The sequence below is a fragment of the Methanolacinia paynteri genome, assembly GCF_000784355.1.
GTDB classification, from domain to species: Archaea; Halobacteriota; Methanomicrobia; order Methanomicrobiales; family Methanomicrobiaceae; genus Methanolacinia; species Methanolacinia paynteri.
The window spans coordinates 51,398-67,691 of the sequence record NZ_KN360928.1 but is presented as its reverse complement, the minus strand read 5'-3'; the positions used below and the strand labels follow the sequence as shown (position 1 = coordinate 67,691).

The window sequence follows — 16,294 nt, the reverse complement described above, 5'->3', positions numbered from 1 at the left end:
GTCCTCCGACTGCTCCTTTCGAGTCGTTGAGATGGATGACCTTCAGTCTTTTAAGGCCGATCAACGACTCGAATCTGTCAAGCAGATCATCGAGGCCGGACTTTTCAGAGAGATCGTAACCTGCAGCGAATGCATGGCAGGTGTCGAAGCAGACGCCGGTTCTTTTCTTCCCGGTGCCGGACACAGCATCCAGAATGTCGCTAATATCCTCAAGACTTCCTCCGATAGAGTTCTTCGATCCGCTTGTATTTTCGACAAGTATGCAGGTGCTTCCCGTATCCTTCGCGAGTGCCGAATCGATTGCTCCTGCGATTCTTTCGATTCCTCCCTCTCTTCCGCTCCCTAAATGGCTTCCGGGATGAGTGACAAGATATGGTATTCCGAGAGTATCGCATCTCTGAAGTTCACGTAGAAGGACGCTGCATGACTTTTCGTACAGCTCATCCTTCGGCGATGCGGGATTCGGGAGATACGGCATATGAGCTATAACCGGAGAGATGCCTGATGCAGTCACTTTATCCCTGAATGATTTGGCAGCATTCTCTTCGAGAGGCTTGACATTCCATCCTCTCGGGTTTCCGGTGAACACCTGGAAGGTGTCGCACCCGATCTTCTCTGCACGATCGACGGCCTGATCGATCGATCCGGCGATTGAAACATGGCAGCCCACTTTTACACTCATCTTCAGGAATCCCCGTTTTGATTACAGGACGCCTTCCCGTTTCAGGTATTTTTCAGTCCACGGGCAGACTACGATGCATCTCCCGCATACTCCATGTCCCGGGCCGGCTTCGTATCCCATTTTTCTGCTGTATTCAAAGCACCCGCGTGTATTGAGAATTTCCTCCCTCGACATTCCCTGCGACCACTTCACACCCCGTACAGCTCCTGCAGGACAGAGCTCCCTGCAATTGTTGCAGTCTCCGCAGTATGATTTTACAACAGGATCTCCCGTGGTTACCGGGGAGTCGGTGAATATCGTGATGATCCTAAGTGCAGACCCGTATTTTTTTGTAACCAGAAGTGCGTTCTTCCCGATCCATCCGAGACCGGACAAGGTTGCAGCAGTCTTGTGTGGGAATTTTGCATAGAGTTTTTCCGGGTCGTTGAGACTTTGTGTAGGGGGTATGAAACCGGCGTTGTATCCAAGATCTTTGAGAAATTCGGAAACTTTCCCGGCAAGTTCCGCCAGCCGGATATTGACCTCGTCATATTCACGGGTGTATTCCTCTCCCGGCCCTTCCTTCAGGGATAGGACTATTTTAGGGTTCAGTTTTATCCCCATCGATATCCCGTTCCTGAGTTCCGGGAAAGGACGGTTAGTAATGCCTGAAAGGTCGCAGTAGCCCCATATTGCGGCATCGCAGCTGCCGATGAAATTGTCAAGCTCTTCTGTAATTCGCGTAGTTTCTTTCTTCAAATCACTCATTGATAGGTTCCTGTATCCCGAGTTCCTTCCTGCTATTAAGGCGAGACTATGACTGTTTTTTCTGTCATATAACGTTCCGGTGCATAAATTCCGTTTTCCCTTCCGCTTCCGCTTGCCTTCTCCCCGCCGAACGGAACCTCCGGGGGGATCTTTAAGTGCCTGTTGATCCACACGATACCGGCGTCGATCTCTTCTGCGGCCCTTGTCGCCCGCCCTATGTTTCTTGTCCAGACCGAGGCGCCGAGGCCGTATTTCGTCGAGTTCGCCGACTCTATCGCTTCATTCATCCCGGAGACTATGGAAACAGGGAGCACGGGGCCGAAGACCTCCTCTTTCATGAGCCTGCTTTCGCCTGAGACTCCGGCTATGATCGTAGGTTCATAGAAGAAGCCCTTTTCATATTCTGCACCTTCCGGGATCCGGCCGCCTCTTGTGATCCCCCCGTCGCCCGAGTTACGGACATAGTCTATGATCTCTTCGATCCTCTCCCTTCCCGTGCTGCTGCTCATCGGCCCCATCCTTACACCCGGAGAGAGCCCGTTTCCGATCTTTATCCCTGCAACCGCGGGTTCAAGTACCCTCATGAACTCGTCTGCAACGCTTTCGAATACATACAGGCGCTTTACGGCCGTGCATGTCTGGCCGCAGTTATAGAAACGTCCGGCAACCGCACCTGCCGCCGCCGCAGAGATATCGGCGTCGTCGCATACGATCATCGGGTCGCTTCCGCCAAGCTCAAGTGTAAGGTGTTTTCCCGTTCCGCAGGCTGCCTTTTCGACGAGTTTTCCTGTCTCTGTCGATCCGGTGAACGATACCGCTCTTATCTCAGGGTGGGCGGCGATCGCGTTTCCGACCTCATCCCCGCTTCCGGGGATCACCCGGAGTATCTCTTCAGGAACCCCTGCCCCGTGTATTACCGATGCCATCTCCATGCACGTAAGCGGTGTCGATGTCGCAGGTTTTACGATCAGAGCGTTTCCGGCGACGAGTGCAGGCCCGGTCTTCCATGCCATTATCAGGGCCGGCATATTCCACGGGATGATCGCACCGCAGACCCCGAGCGGCTTCTTTATAGTGAACGAGTAGCCGTAATCGGACTTGGGAAGAGCCTCGCCTGTGATCGATCCCGAGATTGAGGCATAGTATTCAAGCACGTTTGCACAGCCCATGATCTCGTTTTTAGATTCGGCAAGCGGCTTTCCCTGCTCGGACGTCAGGAGTGATGCGAGCCTGTCCTTATCCTTCCTGATCGCCGCTGCGGCGTTGAAGAGCTTCTTCCCCCTCTCCCTCGGAAGTAGCGGCGACCACTTTGCAAGTGCTCCGGAGGCATCATCGACGGCAGCACCGATATCTGAAGCAGTTCCGGCAGAAACAGTCCCGATGGTAGAACCGTCCGCCGGATTTATCACTTCTATAACTTTTCGGGGATCATTTTCCGTATTCATATCGTTCACCCTCGCGTTTCTGATCCAGGCAGGCATCTTTCCGGTCTGCCTTAAAATGGCAATCTCTTATCTCTTTTAAGACGCTTTATCTTTATCCCTGCCGGAATTTTAGTGAAGATTCGAACTGTTATGTGGGGGTATGCAAAAATTTTGCGAGTATTAAAAAAATATAATTTCGGAGTGAATTACCGGGTTATGAGTTATAATATTTCGGTTCACTTGTCCTTCGACCATGCCATCATGCCTATGAATACATCCGATCCAAAGAGGTCTTCCCCGGCCTTTGCCTTCTTTTCATAATAGTCCATGATCTCCGATTTGACCGATTCCGTGCAGTCATACTCAGCCTCCAAAAATTCGATTGCTCTTTCTGCAGCGTCTTTCCATCCATTATCGCCTTCCGGCTGCCTGTGGTTGATCGTAACCAGCGGACTGTACCCGTTGAGGTAGACGTACATGAAGATATAGAAGAATCCGGGTATCGTCCCTTCAGACTTGCGGCGTGGAGGCTCTGTTTTCAGGATATCCCTGTAGATCTCCGGGTCAACCTCGTTGTCGGTTTTCCTGATGAAATGGCTGAGGTAGCAGTAGTTCTTCGAGCAGGCGTTCATCTTTTCGAATGTCTCGAAGTCTTTAATCGCCGGGGTCATCGACGATATCACGAGATCGAACTGGTCCCTGAACCCGAGTTCGTCTATATCCGCAGTCCACCAGTGGCATTTGACGGGGTTTATCGAGAGTCCTTCTTTCTCTGCATTATCTTTCAGGTATTCCAGTGTCTTCGAGGAGATGTCGATTGCCGTAACTTCGGCACCGGCACGGGCAAGGGGAATTGCCAACGCTCCCGGACCGCAGCCTATGTCGAGGACACGGGACCCCTCCGGTTTAAAACCGACCTCCTCCAGGAGTTCGAGTACCATGTTCGTTCTTCCCTGCCGTTTTCCGGGCTTGAGCCTGTGTGCGAACATCTCCGCTCTTTTTTCCCATACTTCGGGATCTCCCATGTTCCCTGGTTTTTCCGAATCTTTTTTCGACGCTTCCCAGCAGTCGATCCAGTTTTTTATATTCTTTGAATTCTGCATGTCTTTGCCTCTGTAAATCTTTCTTTCTTTTTTGAATAGTCCGGGAATTACTGAAAATAAATTTAATATCTTCATTTCCGGAAACCGATCGTTTAAGGATGGATTTACAATATATGGTTGATAAGCCGCAATATATAATCATTAACGGTTTACATGCGGGAATCGATCTATGTCAAATTTGATGTCGTTTGTTATATTCGGCTATCCGGAACAAGGATAATTTATTACAGAACCTTCCCCTATTCTACAACAAAGGGATTCGGTGATCACCCTCATGATAAAGATTCTTTATGTCGACGACGAACCCGTTCTTCTCGAACTCGCAAGGATATTTATTGAAAAGAGCGGTGACTTTTCAGTCGATACAGCCGAATCCGCAGTTTTTGCACTTGAACTGATGAAAACCGGAAAATATGATGCGGTTATCTCCGATTACCAGATGGCCAAAATGGACGGTATCGAGCTCCTGAAGGCCATCCGGGCCTCAGGCAACAAAATACCATTCATTATTTTCACAGGCAAAGGCCGGGAAGAGGTTGTAATCCAGGCCTTTGAAAACGGAGCCGATTTCTACATCCAGAAGGGTGGAGAACCCAACTCCCAGTTTGTAGAGCTTGTTCACAAGGTGAGACAGTCGATCGCGTTAAGGCAGACCGAAGCAGCACTAAGGGACAGCGAAGAGAAGTACCGCCTGCTCGTTGAAAAAGCGAACGAAGCGATCTTCATTGCACAGGACCGCCTGGTCAGGTTTTCCAATCCCCGTTTTTCCTCCATTCTCAATGTTCCCCCGGGTGAGCTGGTCGGAAAATCTATTGACGATTTAATCCACCCCGATGATCGTGAGATGGTACTCGGCCGTTATGAACGCAGAATCGCAGGAAAAAGTGCTCCCGATGAGTATGAATTCAGGATCCTCGATTCTTCCGGGAATACACACTGGGTGAAGATTCACTCCACTCTTATTCATTGGGAAGAGAAGCCGGCCCTGCTGATCATACTTGACGAGATCACTGAACGAAAGGCAGCCGAAGATGAACTTCAGGAAAGCAACAGAAAACTCGCCGAGCTCAATGAAGAGCTCAGGATGCACCTGAAGACCATAGAGAGCAGAAACGACGAAATCCAGGGGGCATATGAACAGCTCAAGGCGGCCGAAGAGGAGCTCAGGCAGAATTACGAAGAACTGGGGCAAAAAGAAATTCTCCTCCGTGAGAGCGAGGAAAAATTCAGGCGCATTGTCGAGACGGCGGAGGAAGGAATCTGGGAGATGGACCACAGGGAGATGACCACCTTCGTAAATAAAAAAATGGCTGAGATGCTTGGATACTCCACAGGGGAGATGTTCGGGAGAAAGATCTCATCGTTCATCCATAAAGGGGATCAAAAAGCTCACCTTTCGGAGGTCGAGCACAGGAAAGGGGGTGCAACCGGTCTATATGTCCGGAGAATGATGAGAAAGGACGGGGAGATCAGGTGGATGAAGGTGAAATCAACTCCTATCTTTGGAAAAAGCGGGAACTTCAGAGGTTCGTTTGCCATGGTTTCCGATATTACCGAACAGAAGCGTGCCGAAGATGCATTAAGAGAGAGCAGGCAGGAGCTGATGGACATCATCGATTTCCTTCCCGATGCAACGTTCGTAATAGACGATCACGGCAGGGTTATTGCATGGAACCGGGCTATCGAGGAGATGACTGGGATCCGGTCCGAAGATATCGTCGGCAGGGAAAATTACGAGTATGCCCTGCCCTTCTACAGGGAAAGAAAGCCCATTCTTATCGATATGGTCCTGGACAGCGATCTTCTTGGTGAATCTCATTATCCTTCAGTCATAACCGACGGGAACAGGCTCATATCCGAGTTCGAGATTCCGTATTTATACGATGGCAAAGGCGCCTATCTCTGGTTCATCGCAACACCACTCTATGATTCCGGCGGTAAAATCACCGGTGCCATCGAATCGATCCGGGATATCACAGCCAAAAAAGAATCAGAGGAAGCCCTGATAAACAGGAATAAAGAACTGACTTCTGCGTATGAACAGCTTGCGGCAATGGATGAAGAACTGCGCCAGGGCTTCGACGAACTGGAAAATAGTCACAGGGAACTCAGGGAGAGCGAAGAGAAATACCGGAACCTGATCGAAAATGCTCCCATCGGTATATTCACCAGCACGTCGGAAGGTGAATTTCTTAGCCTTAATGGAACCGGGGCGAAAATTCTCGGTTTCTCCTCTCCGGAAGAAGTTACAGGCAGTCCAGGATCCCTGAAAGATATTCTGCATTCCTACCCTGCCGGAAGCGATCTTATGACCGATACTCTCCTGGAGAAGGGTTATCTCGAGGACTTTAATTTTGAATACATAAAAAAAGGTGAGACGAAAAAGAAGCACCTGAAAATCAATGCCTGCATCTCACAGAGTAATAAGGACGGCTCATTTATTGTCCTGGGATTCTTCGATGATGTCGGGGATGTTAAAAATATCAGGGAAACACTTGAGAATGCAAACCACAAGCTGAAACTCCTCTACAGCATTACACGTCATGACATCCTGAACAGCGTCATGGCTGCTTACTGTTTCATCGAACTGCTGAAAAACCCTGAAGATCCGGAGTACGGCCAGTACATAGATACCCTCCATGAACTTCTTGAAAAGATCCAGAAGCAGATCGAATTCACAAGAGAGTACGAGAACCTCGGTTCGCATGTGCCTGTATGGCAGAACCTTGCTGAAATTCTCGCTGTTGTGAAAAGCCAGAGTTCTCTTCCTTTTGAAATAACCGGCTGCGATATAGAGATCTTAGCGGACCCCATCCTGAGGAAGGTCTTCGACACGCTTCTCGACAATACCTTGAGGCATGGCGGTGAGTCGGTTTCACGGGTGGAGGTCTCATGCATGCGTTCCGAAAACGGCGGATACAGTATAGTCTGGAAGGACGACGGAACAGGGATCCCGGATGACGACAAGGAACTGATCTTCGAGCGCGGGTTCGGCAAAAATACCGGCTTAGGTCTCTTCCTGGCCAGGGAGATCCTCGCGATATCCGGTATAGAGATAAGAGAATGTGGCCTCCAGGGCAGGGGTGTAAGATTTGAAATGACTGTTCCGGAAGGAAAATACCGCGTAATATCCGGCTGTTAAAAAAAAGGTTTAGTTCTATAATTTCCCCAGTTCTTTCGAGATCGTGTCCAGGAGCGAGCTTCCCGAATAATTGACAAAGATCAGGTACTGCCCTAATACGATCAGGCTTCCGTGAGGGTGGTTCTTTCCTATCGTATTCGAGTGATACGCGAGTATCGCCGCATCCCTCGATTCGGAACTGTCGAATGACAATACATCGAGCCTTATCGTCTCAGTCGGGTTTGCGCAGTTGTCGGAGATCGTGTAAGTCATTCCTTTGGTGAGTCCGGCAATATTCCATGACGTCTCCGTTTCGTTGCAGATGACCAGGCCCGCAGCCTCTGCTGCGATCTCTATAGGGTTCCCCTCGATGATACGGTACGGGTCGGTACCGTGAGCTAATACCGCAACTGAGACCGGCAGCAGTATAATCGCAAGTACGAGTATTACCGCGATAATTACAACCTCCTGCTTTTCATTCATCCTGTGCCACCTCCTTGTTTACAGCTTTTGTCCAGCTTGGTTTCTTGAGTTTGAGGAAGATAAGAGGCGGAACTGCGAGGACGAACGTTCCGAAGAGAACCGCTACGACATAGCCGATTGTATTGTCGTAGTATGAAGGCGGCATAAGTCCTACGATGAACGAAAATACGACTCCTACAGCTCCCATGCCCCCGACGATCCAGACTCCGGGCATCCCGCCGGGTATCTTGAACGGCCTGGGCTTATCTGGCTGGCTGTACCTGAGTTTGATGAGAGCTGCAAATACCAGGAAGTATACGATACAGAGCAGCTCCACGGTCATAGCCGACAGTATCCAGTATGCCTGGTTGACGGACGGCAGGAACACATACAGGAGCGAGATTACTGAACCGATGAGCGCCTGCGTGACCAGAACCGCAACCGGAGCTCCGTATTTGTTCGTCCGGTCGAACATTGGCGGCATGTTTCCCTCTTCCGCAATGACCCCGAGACCCTTTGCGGGTCCTATGAGCCATGCGGCAAGATTTACCACACCGCCGATAGTGATCAACAACGCCATCGGCCCGACGAAAGCCGACAGCCCTGCGGAATCAAAGAAGTACTGTATCGCCTGCATAACGCCCGATGCAAGGCTCAGCTGGTTTGCAGGGATCACGAACGCGATTGCGAGTGTCGCCGCAACCGTACAGAAGAATATTATCACTGCCGAGATGCCGATCGCCTTTGGGAAATCGGTCTGCGGGTTTTTGACCTCGAGAGCGTGGAAGCCCGCCATCTCCATACCTGCAAAGAGAAGAACAACCGTTGCGAAGAAAGGCAGTGTATCGAGATTTATCTCCGGTGCGATCTGTTCAAGTGAAAATTCAGGGAGAACCAGCTGCTGCCCGGATGCAAACCACCAGATCCCGAGAAGTGTGATCACTATCGCAGGGATGATGCTGCCGAGCACTACACCGAAGTTGCTGAGTTTTGTCGAGGCATTTTCGCCGAAGTAGGCGACTGCGGTAGTTCCCCAGAATGCGATCATCATCACGGTGAACATATACAGTGGGCTCGATGTAAGATTCGGTGTAAGGGCGAATGCGAGCGTTGCTGCGATGAACGACAGGACGGTCGGGAACCAGACGAGGTTGTTCGACCATTCGCAGAAAAGCGCGATAAATCCGTCTCTCTCCCCGAACGCCTGCTTTACCCACGCGTAGACACCACCGCCCTCGGGCCAGCCTGTTGCAAGTTCTGCACCCGCAAGGGAGATCGGTATAAGGAAGAGTATCGTTCCGATGATGTACCACCCGATACACGACCACCCGTAGATTGCCATCGACGGAAAGTTCCTGATGCTCAGCACCGCGGCGACGTTTATCATCGCAAGGGCGAATATGCCAAGATAGACTTTCTTTACTCCCTTGCCTGTCTTTGTTTCTTCGCTCATGGTCACTCCTTAAGGCAGTATATCATGTACTTCCCGTTTACGTTCTCAACGCCGTGGATGTCGTGATCGAATCCCGGGAACTTCTTGTCGAACTCCTGCAGTGCAAGGAGGTATTTGATGATCGCTCCTTTCTTCTTTCCCGCGGATTCGCCGGGTGCGAGAACCGGAATTCCGGGGGGATACGGGAACACTCCGGTTGCGACGATCCTGTTCTCCATATCCGAGACTGCGACATGCTCCACTTCGTCGCGGACGAGGCACCTGTAGGCTTCCGCGTATGTCATGACCTGTTCGGGAAGTTTCTCGTAGGCCTCCTGGAGAAGTTTGCCCTGCTCTGTCTTCTTCATGTAATCGTGCATCTCGTTGACCAGTCCGGGTAGTGTCATCCCACCGTACCTCTCCGGCCATTCTTTCACGAGATCGGGGAAGACCTCTTCCAGCGGAGACTCCTCCTCCCAGTGGCGCTTGAACTCGAACAACTCTGTAACCAGCGTTCCCCACTTGCCCTTGGTTATTCCCATGGAGAAGAGGAAGAGTATGTTGTAGTCGCCAGACTTCTCGTTGACGATTCCTTTCGTGTCCAGGAACTTGACGACGATTGCCGCGGGTATTCCCCAGTTGGCCGGGGTTCCGTCGTCGTTTACTCCCGGCATGAGTACTGTCACCTTTATCGGGTCGAGCATGCAGTAGTCGTCAGGGAGATCAGTAAACCCGTGCCAGCTGTCCTCGGGGTGGAGAACCCAGCATGACGGCTCTTTGCCCAGCAGGTTAATGCCGGCGTCGGCGAAGTCCATCTTCTTTCCCGTAGCGGGATCAGTTACGAAATCAGGCTGCCACATTCCGAACCACCAGTCGTTCGGTGTTTTTCCGGTGCCTATCTCCCTGTTGATCCTCGCCATCATACGCCTGAATCTGATCGCGTCCTCGATCGGCTCCTGTGTGAGCATCCTTCCGGACGCCCCGTCCATCATCTTGGAAGAGACATCGCATGATGCTATTATGGTGTATAGCGGGGAGGTAGAGGAGTGCATCATGAACGCCTCGTTGAACCTCGAGTGTTCGATCGGCACCCTTCCGTTTCTCACATGAACCATCGACGCCTGTGAGAGAGCAGCGAGCAGTTTATGAGTCGACTGCGTTGCAAAGACCGTGGGTCCTTCGGGATTTTCCGCACCGTCTCTCATCGCGAAGCGGTTGCGGTACATCGGATTGAAGCGTGCATATCCGTACCACGCCTCGTCGAAGTGGATGCTGTCGACACTCTTTCCGAGCTCGTTCTCCACCCATTCCGCGTGATAGCAGAGGCCGTCGTAGGTTGAATTCGTAATTATCGAGTGGATTGGAGTCTTGTTTTTCAGTTTCTTTGTGAGCGGCGAGGCCGCGATCTTCGCTTTGATGGTTTCAGGCGAGAACTCCTCGGGATGTATCGGACCGATGATCCCGTACCTGTTCCTTGTCGGAATGAGGTATACCGGGACTGCATGGGTCATGGTCAGTGCATGCTCCGCAGATTTGTGGCAGTTCCTGTCGACGAGGACAATATCGTCTGCGGTGACCCTCCCGAAGAAGACGATCTTGTTCGATGTCGATGTTCCATTGGTCACAAAATAGGTAGAATCCGCACCGAATACTTTGGCAGCGTATCTTTCTGCCTCTCCTACCGGGCCGGAATGGTCGAGGAGAGAACCGAGTTCGCCTACTGAAATCGATATGTCGGACCTGAACAGCTGTTCGCCGAAGAAATTGAAGAATGCTCTTCCTGCCGGCGATTTCCTGAACGCAGTTCCGCCTGCATGGCCGGGCGTGTGCCATGAATATTCGAAGTCGCGGGAGAAGTTCACCAGTTCGCCGAAGAACGGGGGAAGGAGCCGATCCCTGTACCTCTTCGCCGCTGCTCTTATTCGTCCCGCAAGGAATTCGGCGGTGTCGTCCATCACCCAGACAAACTCGTTGATCCCTTTAATCATCTCGATAGGGAGCTTTTTCGGCGGTTCGCTCGTAGGTTCGCCCATGAGGAAGATCGGGATGTCCTCGTTTCGTTTCCTGATCTCGGATATGATTAGGTTTGCATCAACCCCTGAGGCACCCTTCTTTCCGGCAGGACTATCATCCGATTCCCCGACGTTCCAGTTCACCATTATGCAGTCTGCCGACGGCAGGTTCGAGAGAGCTGTCCTTGCATCTTCTGTAGATACAAGTACAGTGACCTCGATTCCGTATTCAGCCAGGTCCTCGATAATTTTTGTTACAGCCCTTCCTGCCGGAGTGTCGGTATGAACGTTCGCGTCGATAACTCCTACCTGGAGTTTCTCCTCGGGGTTCATGCCGTACCCCCCTGAGGGATCGATTTTCCGGGCACTTTGCAGGAGAATATGCAATGTACCCCCTTTTCTCCCTGTTTCATGATAGAAGACTATGTATTGTAGTATTTATACATGTCGGATTTTCTGAAAATTTCAGTTCTTTCTTGGAAGTAATTTGAATTTTATGCCGCGGGAGAATCGTTTCGCATCTCCGGCAGGAAAAAAATTCAGGCGGGATTGATCTCCCTGCCTGTTAAAATCAGTATGTTCCGTATTTCTTCACGGCTTTGATCATCGCCTGAACGTTTTCAGGTCTGGCATCTCCTGAGATTCCGCCGTCGACTCCCGGGTAGATCATCATTCCGCCTTCCTTGCAGTCGGTCAGCATACTCTTCATGTAGTCGTCGACCTTCTGGGGCGTTCCCCCGATAAGGAGCGAATTGGGCGGGCCGCTCGAGAGAATTACATGATCGCCGACGACATCTCTCACCTTTCTCGGGTCTGTTTTGTCGAAGACGGCGATCACCTTTCCTTTCGGAAGTTCGAGGAGTGTTTCGAGATGTGCGTCATGACGCCCCTCGAAGAGGATGTACGGTGTCTGTCTCATTGCGATAGTTTCTTCGAGCACTTTTTTCAGTGCCGGCCAGTAGAACTCGTCGTACTGTTTCGGGTTGAGATACTCGTTTAAGTGCAGCGGGAAGAAGCATTCGACGATATCGGTGCCGAGCGCCTTCTTCATCTCCGGCGGGACGGTTCCCGTTATCCTTGCCGACTCTATGAGCATAGGTGTAAGGGCTTCCACAGCCTGCTTCACTTTATCCGGGTACCTGAAGAGATCAATGACTATGTTCTTTATGTCGCGAAGGAAATCTCCGAGTACATCAAGCGGCGAATAGCTCCATGCCGTCGGAAATGTCGGGTACCCCATCGCTGCGAGAGATCCTATCAGATCGCCCTGCGATGCACCGAAAGCGGCAAGCTGGGCGCCGTATTTTGAGAATGCAGCGTTAGATTCCGGGGATCCCGGTTCAGCAAGCCCGGTGCAGATCCTCGGCAGTGCAACACGGTTCAGGTATTCTGTGGGGTTTTCGATGAACTGGTCGTATTCTTCGACCTTCATGATCTCCTTGCCGATAAACTGCGGGTGGGCGTCGTCTTCCAGTTCGATTCCAGGCCATTTTGTGTAGACATCCTTTAGAATCGGGTGGTACTGGGCCTGCAGGAATCTTGCGGCGGGAATGAGTTCGGGAGCCGATTTAAGGAATGTCATACTCATGATCGTTCCTTCAAGTCCGGTAAGGGCGGTTATCGAATCGAAATCGAAATCGGCCGCCATCTTAAGGGTTGCATCCTTGTTCTTCGCAGCATCGAGTATGACGTCCTTTGCCTTGTATCCGGCATAATGGCCCTGGAATATTGTTACCATGGCCGTTATCGGAACACGGTCCGGCTCTTTTCCTTTGATTACCGCCTCTAACCTGTCAAGTCTCTGGCGGTAGAGTTCTGCGGGCTCCATCTACGCCACCCCGGCCAGTTTCTTAATCTTCCTAACGCCGCTTGTTGCATCGTCGGACCAGTCGTCTGCGCCGATGTATTCCTTCGCCTCTTCGTCGGTCCTTCCTCCTCCGACGATTATCTTCACATTGTCGCGGAGGCCTGCGGCTTTGATTGCATCGACGGTCTTCTTCATCGAATCGATAGCCTCGGTCAGGAGCCCTGAAAGGCTTACGACGAGCGGTTTGTTCTCCCTGATCGCATTGATGAACGCCTCGGGCGGCTGGTCGACACCGAGATCGACTACCGTGAACCCTTCAGCTTCAAGAAGTGCGGTGACGATGTTCTTTCCGATATCGTGGACGTCGCCTTCGACTGTTCCGATGACGATCGTTCCTTTGCTTTCGATCTTCCTGTCTCCGAATGCGGGCTTGAGCACCACCATTATCTGTTTGAGGATCTCTCCCGCCATCATGAGGTCCGAGACAAAGAACCGGCCCTCTTCGAACATATTGCCTATTCTGTCGGTAGCCTCTCTGAGGTCTTCCAGGATAGTGAAGGGGTCTTCTCCGGCTTCGACTCTCTGCTTTGCAAGGTCGATGCATTTAGTTTCGTCGAGATCGACGAGTGCATTTATAAAATCTTCTCTCACGTCTGTCATTTCTTATACCCCTCTCACAAATGAGTGAGATAATTGGTACTCTTGCGGGGCTCCAGATATAATTTATCTCTGTTGCAGCCTCTTTGCGGGCTCAAAAAACAAATTCCGTGGTTATAATTTAAAAAAGTTGAACTGAAATCAGCTTTTAAGGCCGGATATCGGGATGGACGCGAGGTAATCCTTCTGGAACGAATCTTCTACCGATAGCTCCACGTACCTGACCCTTTTCAGGATTTCTTTCAGTTCATTTCTCTTTTCCAGTGATTTGAGTGCGATCTTCGCCCCCCCGACCGCGGTTTCCCCGGCGAAAACTATCTTCTCCCTGTCGATGTCCGGGAGGATGTCGATAACTATCGCGTTGTCGATATTTACATGCGTGCCGAAGGAACCAGCGAGATAGATCCTGTCTATCTCGGAAGGAGCAACTCCCCACTTGTCTGCAAGTATCTTCCAGCCGGCCTTAAGCGATCCCTTTGCGAGCAGAAACTCGTTGATGTCCTTTTCGCTGACCGATATGTCGTTGTCGATCCCGCTCTCTTCCTTTCCTGCGACGATGAACCTGGGAACGTCCCGGACTACGATCCGGGGATGACTGAGATCCGTGAATTTACCTGTCCTTGTGATTATTCCGGCCGTATATAGCTCTGCGACGAGATCGATTATGCCGCTGCCGCAGATTCCTCTGGGTTTTTCATCATCGATCGTGGAGTAGAGGAGCTTTCCGTCGATGATCTTCACGCTCTCTATCGCTCCGCTGACCGCCTTCATCCCGGAACTTATGTGCGCTCCCTCAAACGACGGCCCGGAGGGGGCCGAGCATGCCATGATCTCTTTGGAGTTTCCGAGAAGGATCTCCGAGTTTGTCCCGATATCGATCAGGAGGCAGAGATCTTCAGTTTCGTAGATCCCTGATATGAGGATGTTTGCAACCGCATCCGCTCCTATAAATCCGCCTATGAGGGGAATTGCGGTTACCATCCCGTCGGGGTTGATATTGATCCCGATATCCTTTGCGGGAAAGCTCACCATACCGGTTACAGCCGGGACGAACGGTGCGACACCGATGTACTTCGGGATTATCCCGAGGACGAGATGGTGCATTACCGAATTTCCTACAAATACCATCTCGTAGATATTTTCAGGTGACTTTCCACTCTCTTTGCACGCCTCGTCTATGAGCGAGTTTATGGTTCCCGTTGCAAGCGACTGGAGCTTTTTCAGTTTCTCCGGCGACTTCGATGCGTATGTTATCCTCGATACTACATCCTCGCCGTACATGATCTGCGGGTTTTCGCCATTCGCCTTTGCAATGGTCTCTCCTGTCAAGAGATCTACGAGATGGCAGATGATCTTGGACGAACCGATATCGACCCCTATCCCGAAGCATTCTTTCGAGGTGTCCTCCGGCTCCACTGAGACAAGTTTGTCCTTCCACAGCGTTGCGGTTATGTTCCAGCCGGAACTGCGCAGAACTGCGGGGAGCTCGGAAAGGACCGAAAGCGGAAAATTCAGTTCGTCTCCTGTCTGGAGTGAGTCCTTGAGCCTTTGAATGTCAGGTCTCGGGTCCCCGAATGTCGCCCTTTCCGGCTTTAGGTGGATCTTCCTGGCGGCCGGGCCGAGGGGGACGTCCTCGTCCAGCCCAAGCCCGGAGATCTCCCGCTTCGCTGTCCTGCTTGCCGGTGGAATGTGAACCGTGCATTTCCCCGTGAGAATCTTCGTCTGGCAGGCGAGCCTGTAGCCGGCGGCGATCTCTTCATCCTTCAGGTGGTCTCTCTCCTTCTCCGTCGGTTCGGATACCTTTCCGTATAGTTTTACTATCTGGACCCTGCATTTGCCGCAGACTCCAGCCCCGCCGCAGTCCCCGCGAAGGCTCGTGTTTGCAGCCTGTGCAAGTTCGAGCAATGTCCCTGAAGAGTCCTCGATCGTCTTTCCGTCGGGTTCGAAGGTGACCCTGACGTCGTGATCTTTCTCAGACATCGATGGTCTCTTTCATCCTCGCGGCATACCTGTAGGTCGTATCGATAGTGAAGGCCGCGGGGAAGACCGATTCGCAGTTCTCGACCGGGCCATAGAGCAGAAAGTCTGCGCCGAAGATTGCCGGCATGATATTTGCAACGATATCCGCAGATCTCACTCCCTCTTTACCAAGCATATTCTTAAGGCCCTTCCATGTCGATATCGCGTTGTGTGCCGCGGTCCCGCATGGATATCCGGTCTTCTTCTTGATCTCTATCGTCGCCCTGCCGGATGGCGTGAGGCTCGGGACGTCCATTACGAAGGTATCGACGAGGATATTTTTGATACCGGATTCTTCCATTTTGGGTGCGAGTTTATCCACGGTCTCCGCCCGTGCCCTGCTGCTCATGATGTCCCTGGTGAACGAGAGGAGGATCGCCGATTCGATCCCGTTTGCCTTTAATGCCGCGTATTCGTTATCTTTTGTCTCGATAGAGACGGAGTTGTAGACGATCCTTTTTTCGAGACCGATCTCTTTTGCGTATTCAATCGCGGCAATCTTGACATCCGCACTTGCAGAGTCGATGAAGAACGGTTTTTCATTCATCCCTGCAACAAAATCGATGTACCTGAGGATCGATTCCGACGATGAAGCCACGATGTCGATTAAGGCCGGGTTGCGGGTCTTTTCTCCGAGCTCTTCCTGCTTTCTTACCAGGGCTTCGGCGGCATCCCTGTCGAATTTCCCCGCTCTCTCGTCTGTTACGATCTTGTGTTTTGTATAGAACATACTCCCCACAAGAACCGTTGGAATTTCGCCCGGCTGGCCACCTACCCTGGTGCCGGCGATCTCGTATGTCTTCTGGTCGGTTTTAAAACTGAACATTG

12 protein-coding genes are annotated in these 16,294 nt (G+C 51.5%); 1 reads left to right on the top strand and 11 read right to left on the bottom strand.

All coding sequences use genetic code 11. The features are described from left to right. The 4 genes from METPAY_RS03750 to METPAY_RS03735 form a co-directional block, all read right to left on the bottom strand. The coding region (locus tag METPAY_RS03750) for a deoxyribonuclease IV (protein WP_052418642.1) at window positions 1-682 on the bottom strand (682 nt) is incomplete at its 3' end. Between the two features lie 21 nt (window positions 683-703). Continuing rightward, on the bottom strand, window positions 704-1,429 hold the full coding sequence (locus tag METPAY_RS03745; protein WP_052418641.1) for a 4Fe-4S double cluster binding domain-containing protein: 726 nt from the start codon (window positions 1,427-1,429) through the stop codon (window positions 704-706). Between the two features lie 35 nt (window positions 1,430-1,464). After that, window positions 1,465-2,874 (bottom strand): aldehyde dehydrogenase family protein, encoded by a 1,410-nt coding sequence (locus METPAY_RS03740; protein WP_048149905.1) that lies wholly within the window; start codon window positions 2,872-2,874, stop codon window positions 1,465-1,467. Window positions 2,875-3,089: 215 nt separating this feature from the next. Continuing rightward, window positions 3,090-3,956 carry a class I SAM-dependent methyltransferase gene (locus METPAY_RS03735; RefSeq protein ID WP_048149903.1) on the bottom strand — a complete coding sequence of 289 codons (867 nt, stop codon included), beginning with the start codon at window positions 3,954-3,956 and terminating at the stop codon, window positions 3,090-3,092. Window positions 3,957-4,230: 274 nt separating this feature from the next. On the opposite strand from METPAY_RS03735, the gene METPAY_RS14050 reads away from it, so the two are divergent. Next, a complete protein-coding gene (locus METPAY_RS14050; protein WP_052418639.1) occupies window positions 4,231-7,098 on the top strand; it encodes a PAS domain S-box protein in 2,868 nt (955 codons plus the stop codon). A 15-nt stretch (window positions 7,099-7,113) separates the two neighbouring features. Here METPAY_RS14050 and METPAY_RS03725 read toward each other — a convergent pair whose 3' ends face one another. From METPAY_RS03725 to METPAY_RS03695, 7 genes are all read right to left on the bottom strand, one after another. Continuing rightward, window positions 7,114-7,560 carry a hypothetical protein gene (locus tag METPAY_RS03725; protein ID WP_048149278.1) on the bottom strand — a complete coding sequence of 149 codons (447 nt, stop codon included), beginning with the start codon at window positions 7,558-7,560 and terminating at the stop codon, window positions 7,114-7,116. After that, window positions 7,553-8,992, bottom strand: a complete 1,440-nt coding sequence (locus METPAY_RS03720) for an amino acid permease (protein WP_048149276.1) — start codon at window positions 8,990-8,992, stop codon at window positions 7,553-7,555. The genes METPAY_RS03725 and METPAY_RS03720 overlap by 8 nt, the downstream gene beginning before the upstream one ends. Before the next feature lie 2 nt (window positions 8,993-8,994). Continuing rightward, window positions 8,995-11,316: an Orn/Lys/Arg family decarboxylase gene (locus tag METPAY_RS03715; protein ID WP_048149274.1), complete on the bottom strand. Its 2,322-nt coding sequence runs from the start codon at window positions 11,314-11,316 to the stop codon at window positions 8,995-8,997. Between the two features lie 238 nt (window positions 11,317-11,554). Beyond that, the gene (locus METPAY_RS03710) at window positions 11,555-12,811 is read right to left on the bottom strand and encodes a uroporphyrinogen decarboxylase family protein (RefSeq protein WP_048149271.1); all 1,257 of its coding nucleotides are present in this window, start codon (window positions 12,809-12,811) and stop codon (window positions 11,555-11,557) included. Then, a complete protein-coding gene (locus tag METPAY_RS03705; protein ID WP_052418638.1) occupies window positions 12,812-13,450 on the bottom strand; it encodes a cobalamin B12-binding domain-containing protein in 639 nt (212 codons plus the stop codon). Between the two features lie 138 nt (window positions 13,451-13,588). Then, window positions 13,589-15,427 (bottom strand): ASKHA domain-containing protein, encoded by a 1,839-nt coding sequence (locus METPAY_RS03700; RefSeq protein WP_048149269.1) that lies wholly within the window; start codon window positions 15,425-15,427, stop codon window positions 13,589-13,591. Further along, window positions 15,420-16,292: a tetrahydromethanopterin S-methyltransferase subunit H family protein gene (locus METPAY_RS03695; RefSeq protein ID WP_048149267.1), complete on the bottom strand. Its 873-nt coding sequence runs from the start codon at window positions 16,290-16,292 to the stop codon at window positions 15,420-15,422. Before METPAY_RS03695 ends, METPAY_RS03700 begins: the two co-directional genes overlap by 8 nt. Between the last annotated feature and the right edge of the window lie 2 nt (window positions 16,293-16,294).

Excerpts from the sequence above, each read along its gene's own strand:
- METPAY_RS03710 (WP_048149271.1), bottom strand. The coding sequence starts at position 12,811 with ATGGAGCCCGCAGAACTCTACCGCCAGAGACTTGACAGGTTAGAGGCG.
- METPAY_RS03700 (WP_048149269.1), bottom strand. The coding sequence starts at position 15,427 with ATGTCTGAGAAAGATCACGACGTCAGGGTCACCTTCGAACCCGACGGA.
- METPAY_RS03745 (WP_052418641.1), bottom strand. The coding sequence starts at position 1,429 with ATGAGTGATTTGAAGAAAGAAACTACGCGAATTACAGAAGAGCTTGAC.
- METPAY_RS03715 (WP_048149274.1), bottom strand. The coding sequence starts at position 11,316 with ATGAACCCCGAGGAGAAACTCCAGGTAGGAGTTATCGACGCGAACGTT.
- METPAY_RS03720 (WP_048149276.1), bottom strand. The coding sequence starts at position 8,992 with ATGAGCGAAGAAACAAAGACAGGCAAGGGAGTAAAGAAAGTCTATCTT.
- METPAY_RS14050 (WP_052418639.1), top strand. The coding sequence starts at position 4,231 with ATGATAAAGATTCTTTATGTCGACGACGAACCCGTTCTTCTCGAACTC.
- METPAY_RS03735 (WP_048149903.1), bottom strand. The coding sequence starts at position 3,956 with ATGCAGAATTCAAAGAATATAAAAAACTGGATCGACTGCTGGGAAGCG.
- METPAY_RS03705 (WP_052418638.1), bottom strand. The coding sequence starts at position 13,450 with ATGACAGACGTGAGAGAAGATTTTATAAATGCACTCGTCGATCTCGAC.
- METPAY_RS03740 (WP_048149905.1), bottom strand. The coding sequence starts at position 2,874 with ATGAATACGGAAAATGATCCCCGAAAAGTTATAGAAGTGATAAATCCG.
- METPAY_RS03725 (WP_048149278.1), bottom strand. The coding sequence starts at position 7,560 with ATGAATGAAAAGCAGGAGGTTGTAATTATCGCGGTAATACTCGTACTT.
- METPAY_RS03695 (WP_048149267.1), bottom strand. The coding sequence starts at position 16,292 with ATGTTCAGTTTTAAAACCGACCAGAAGACATACGAGATCGCCGGCACC.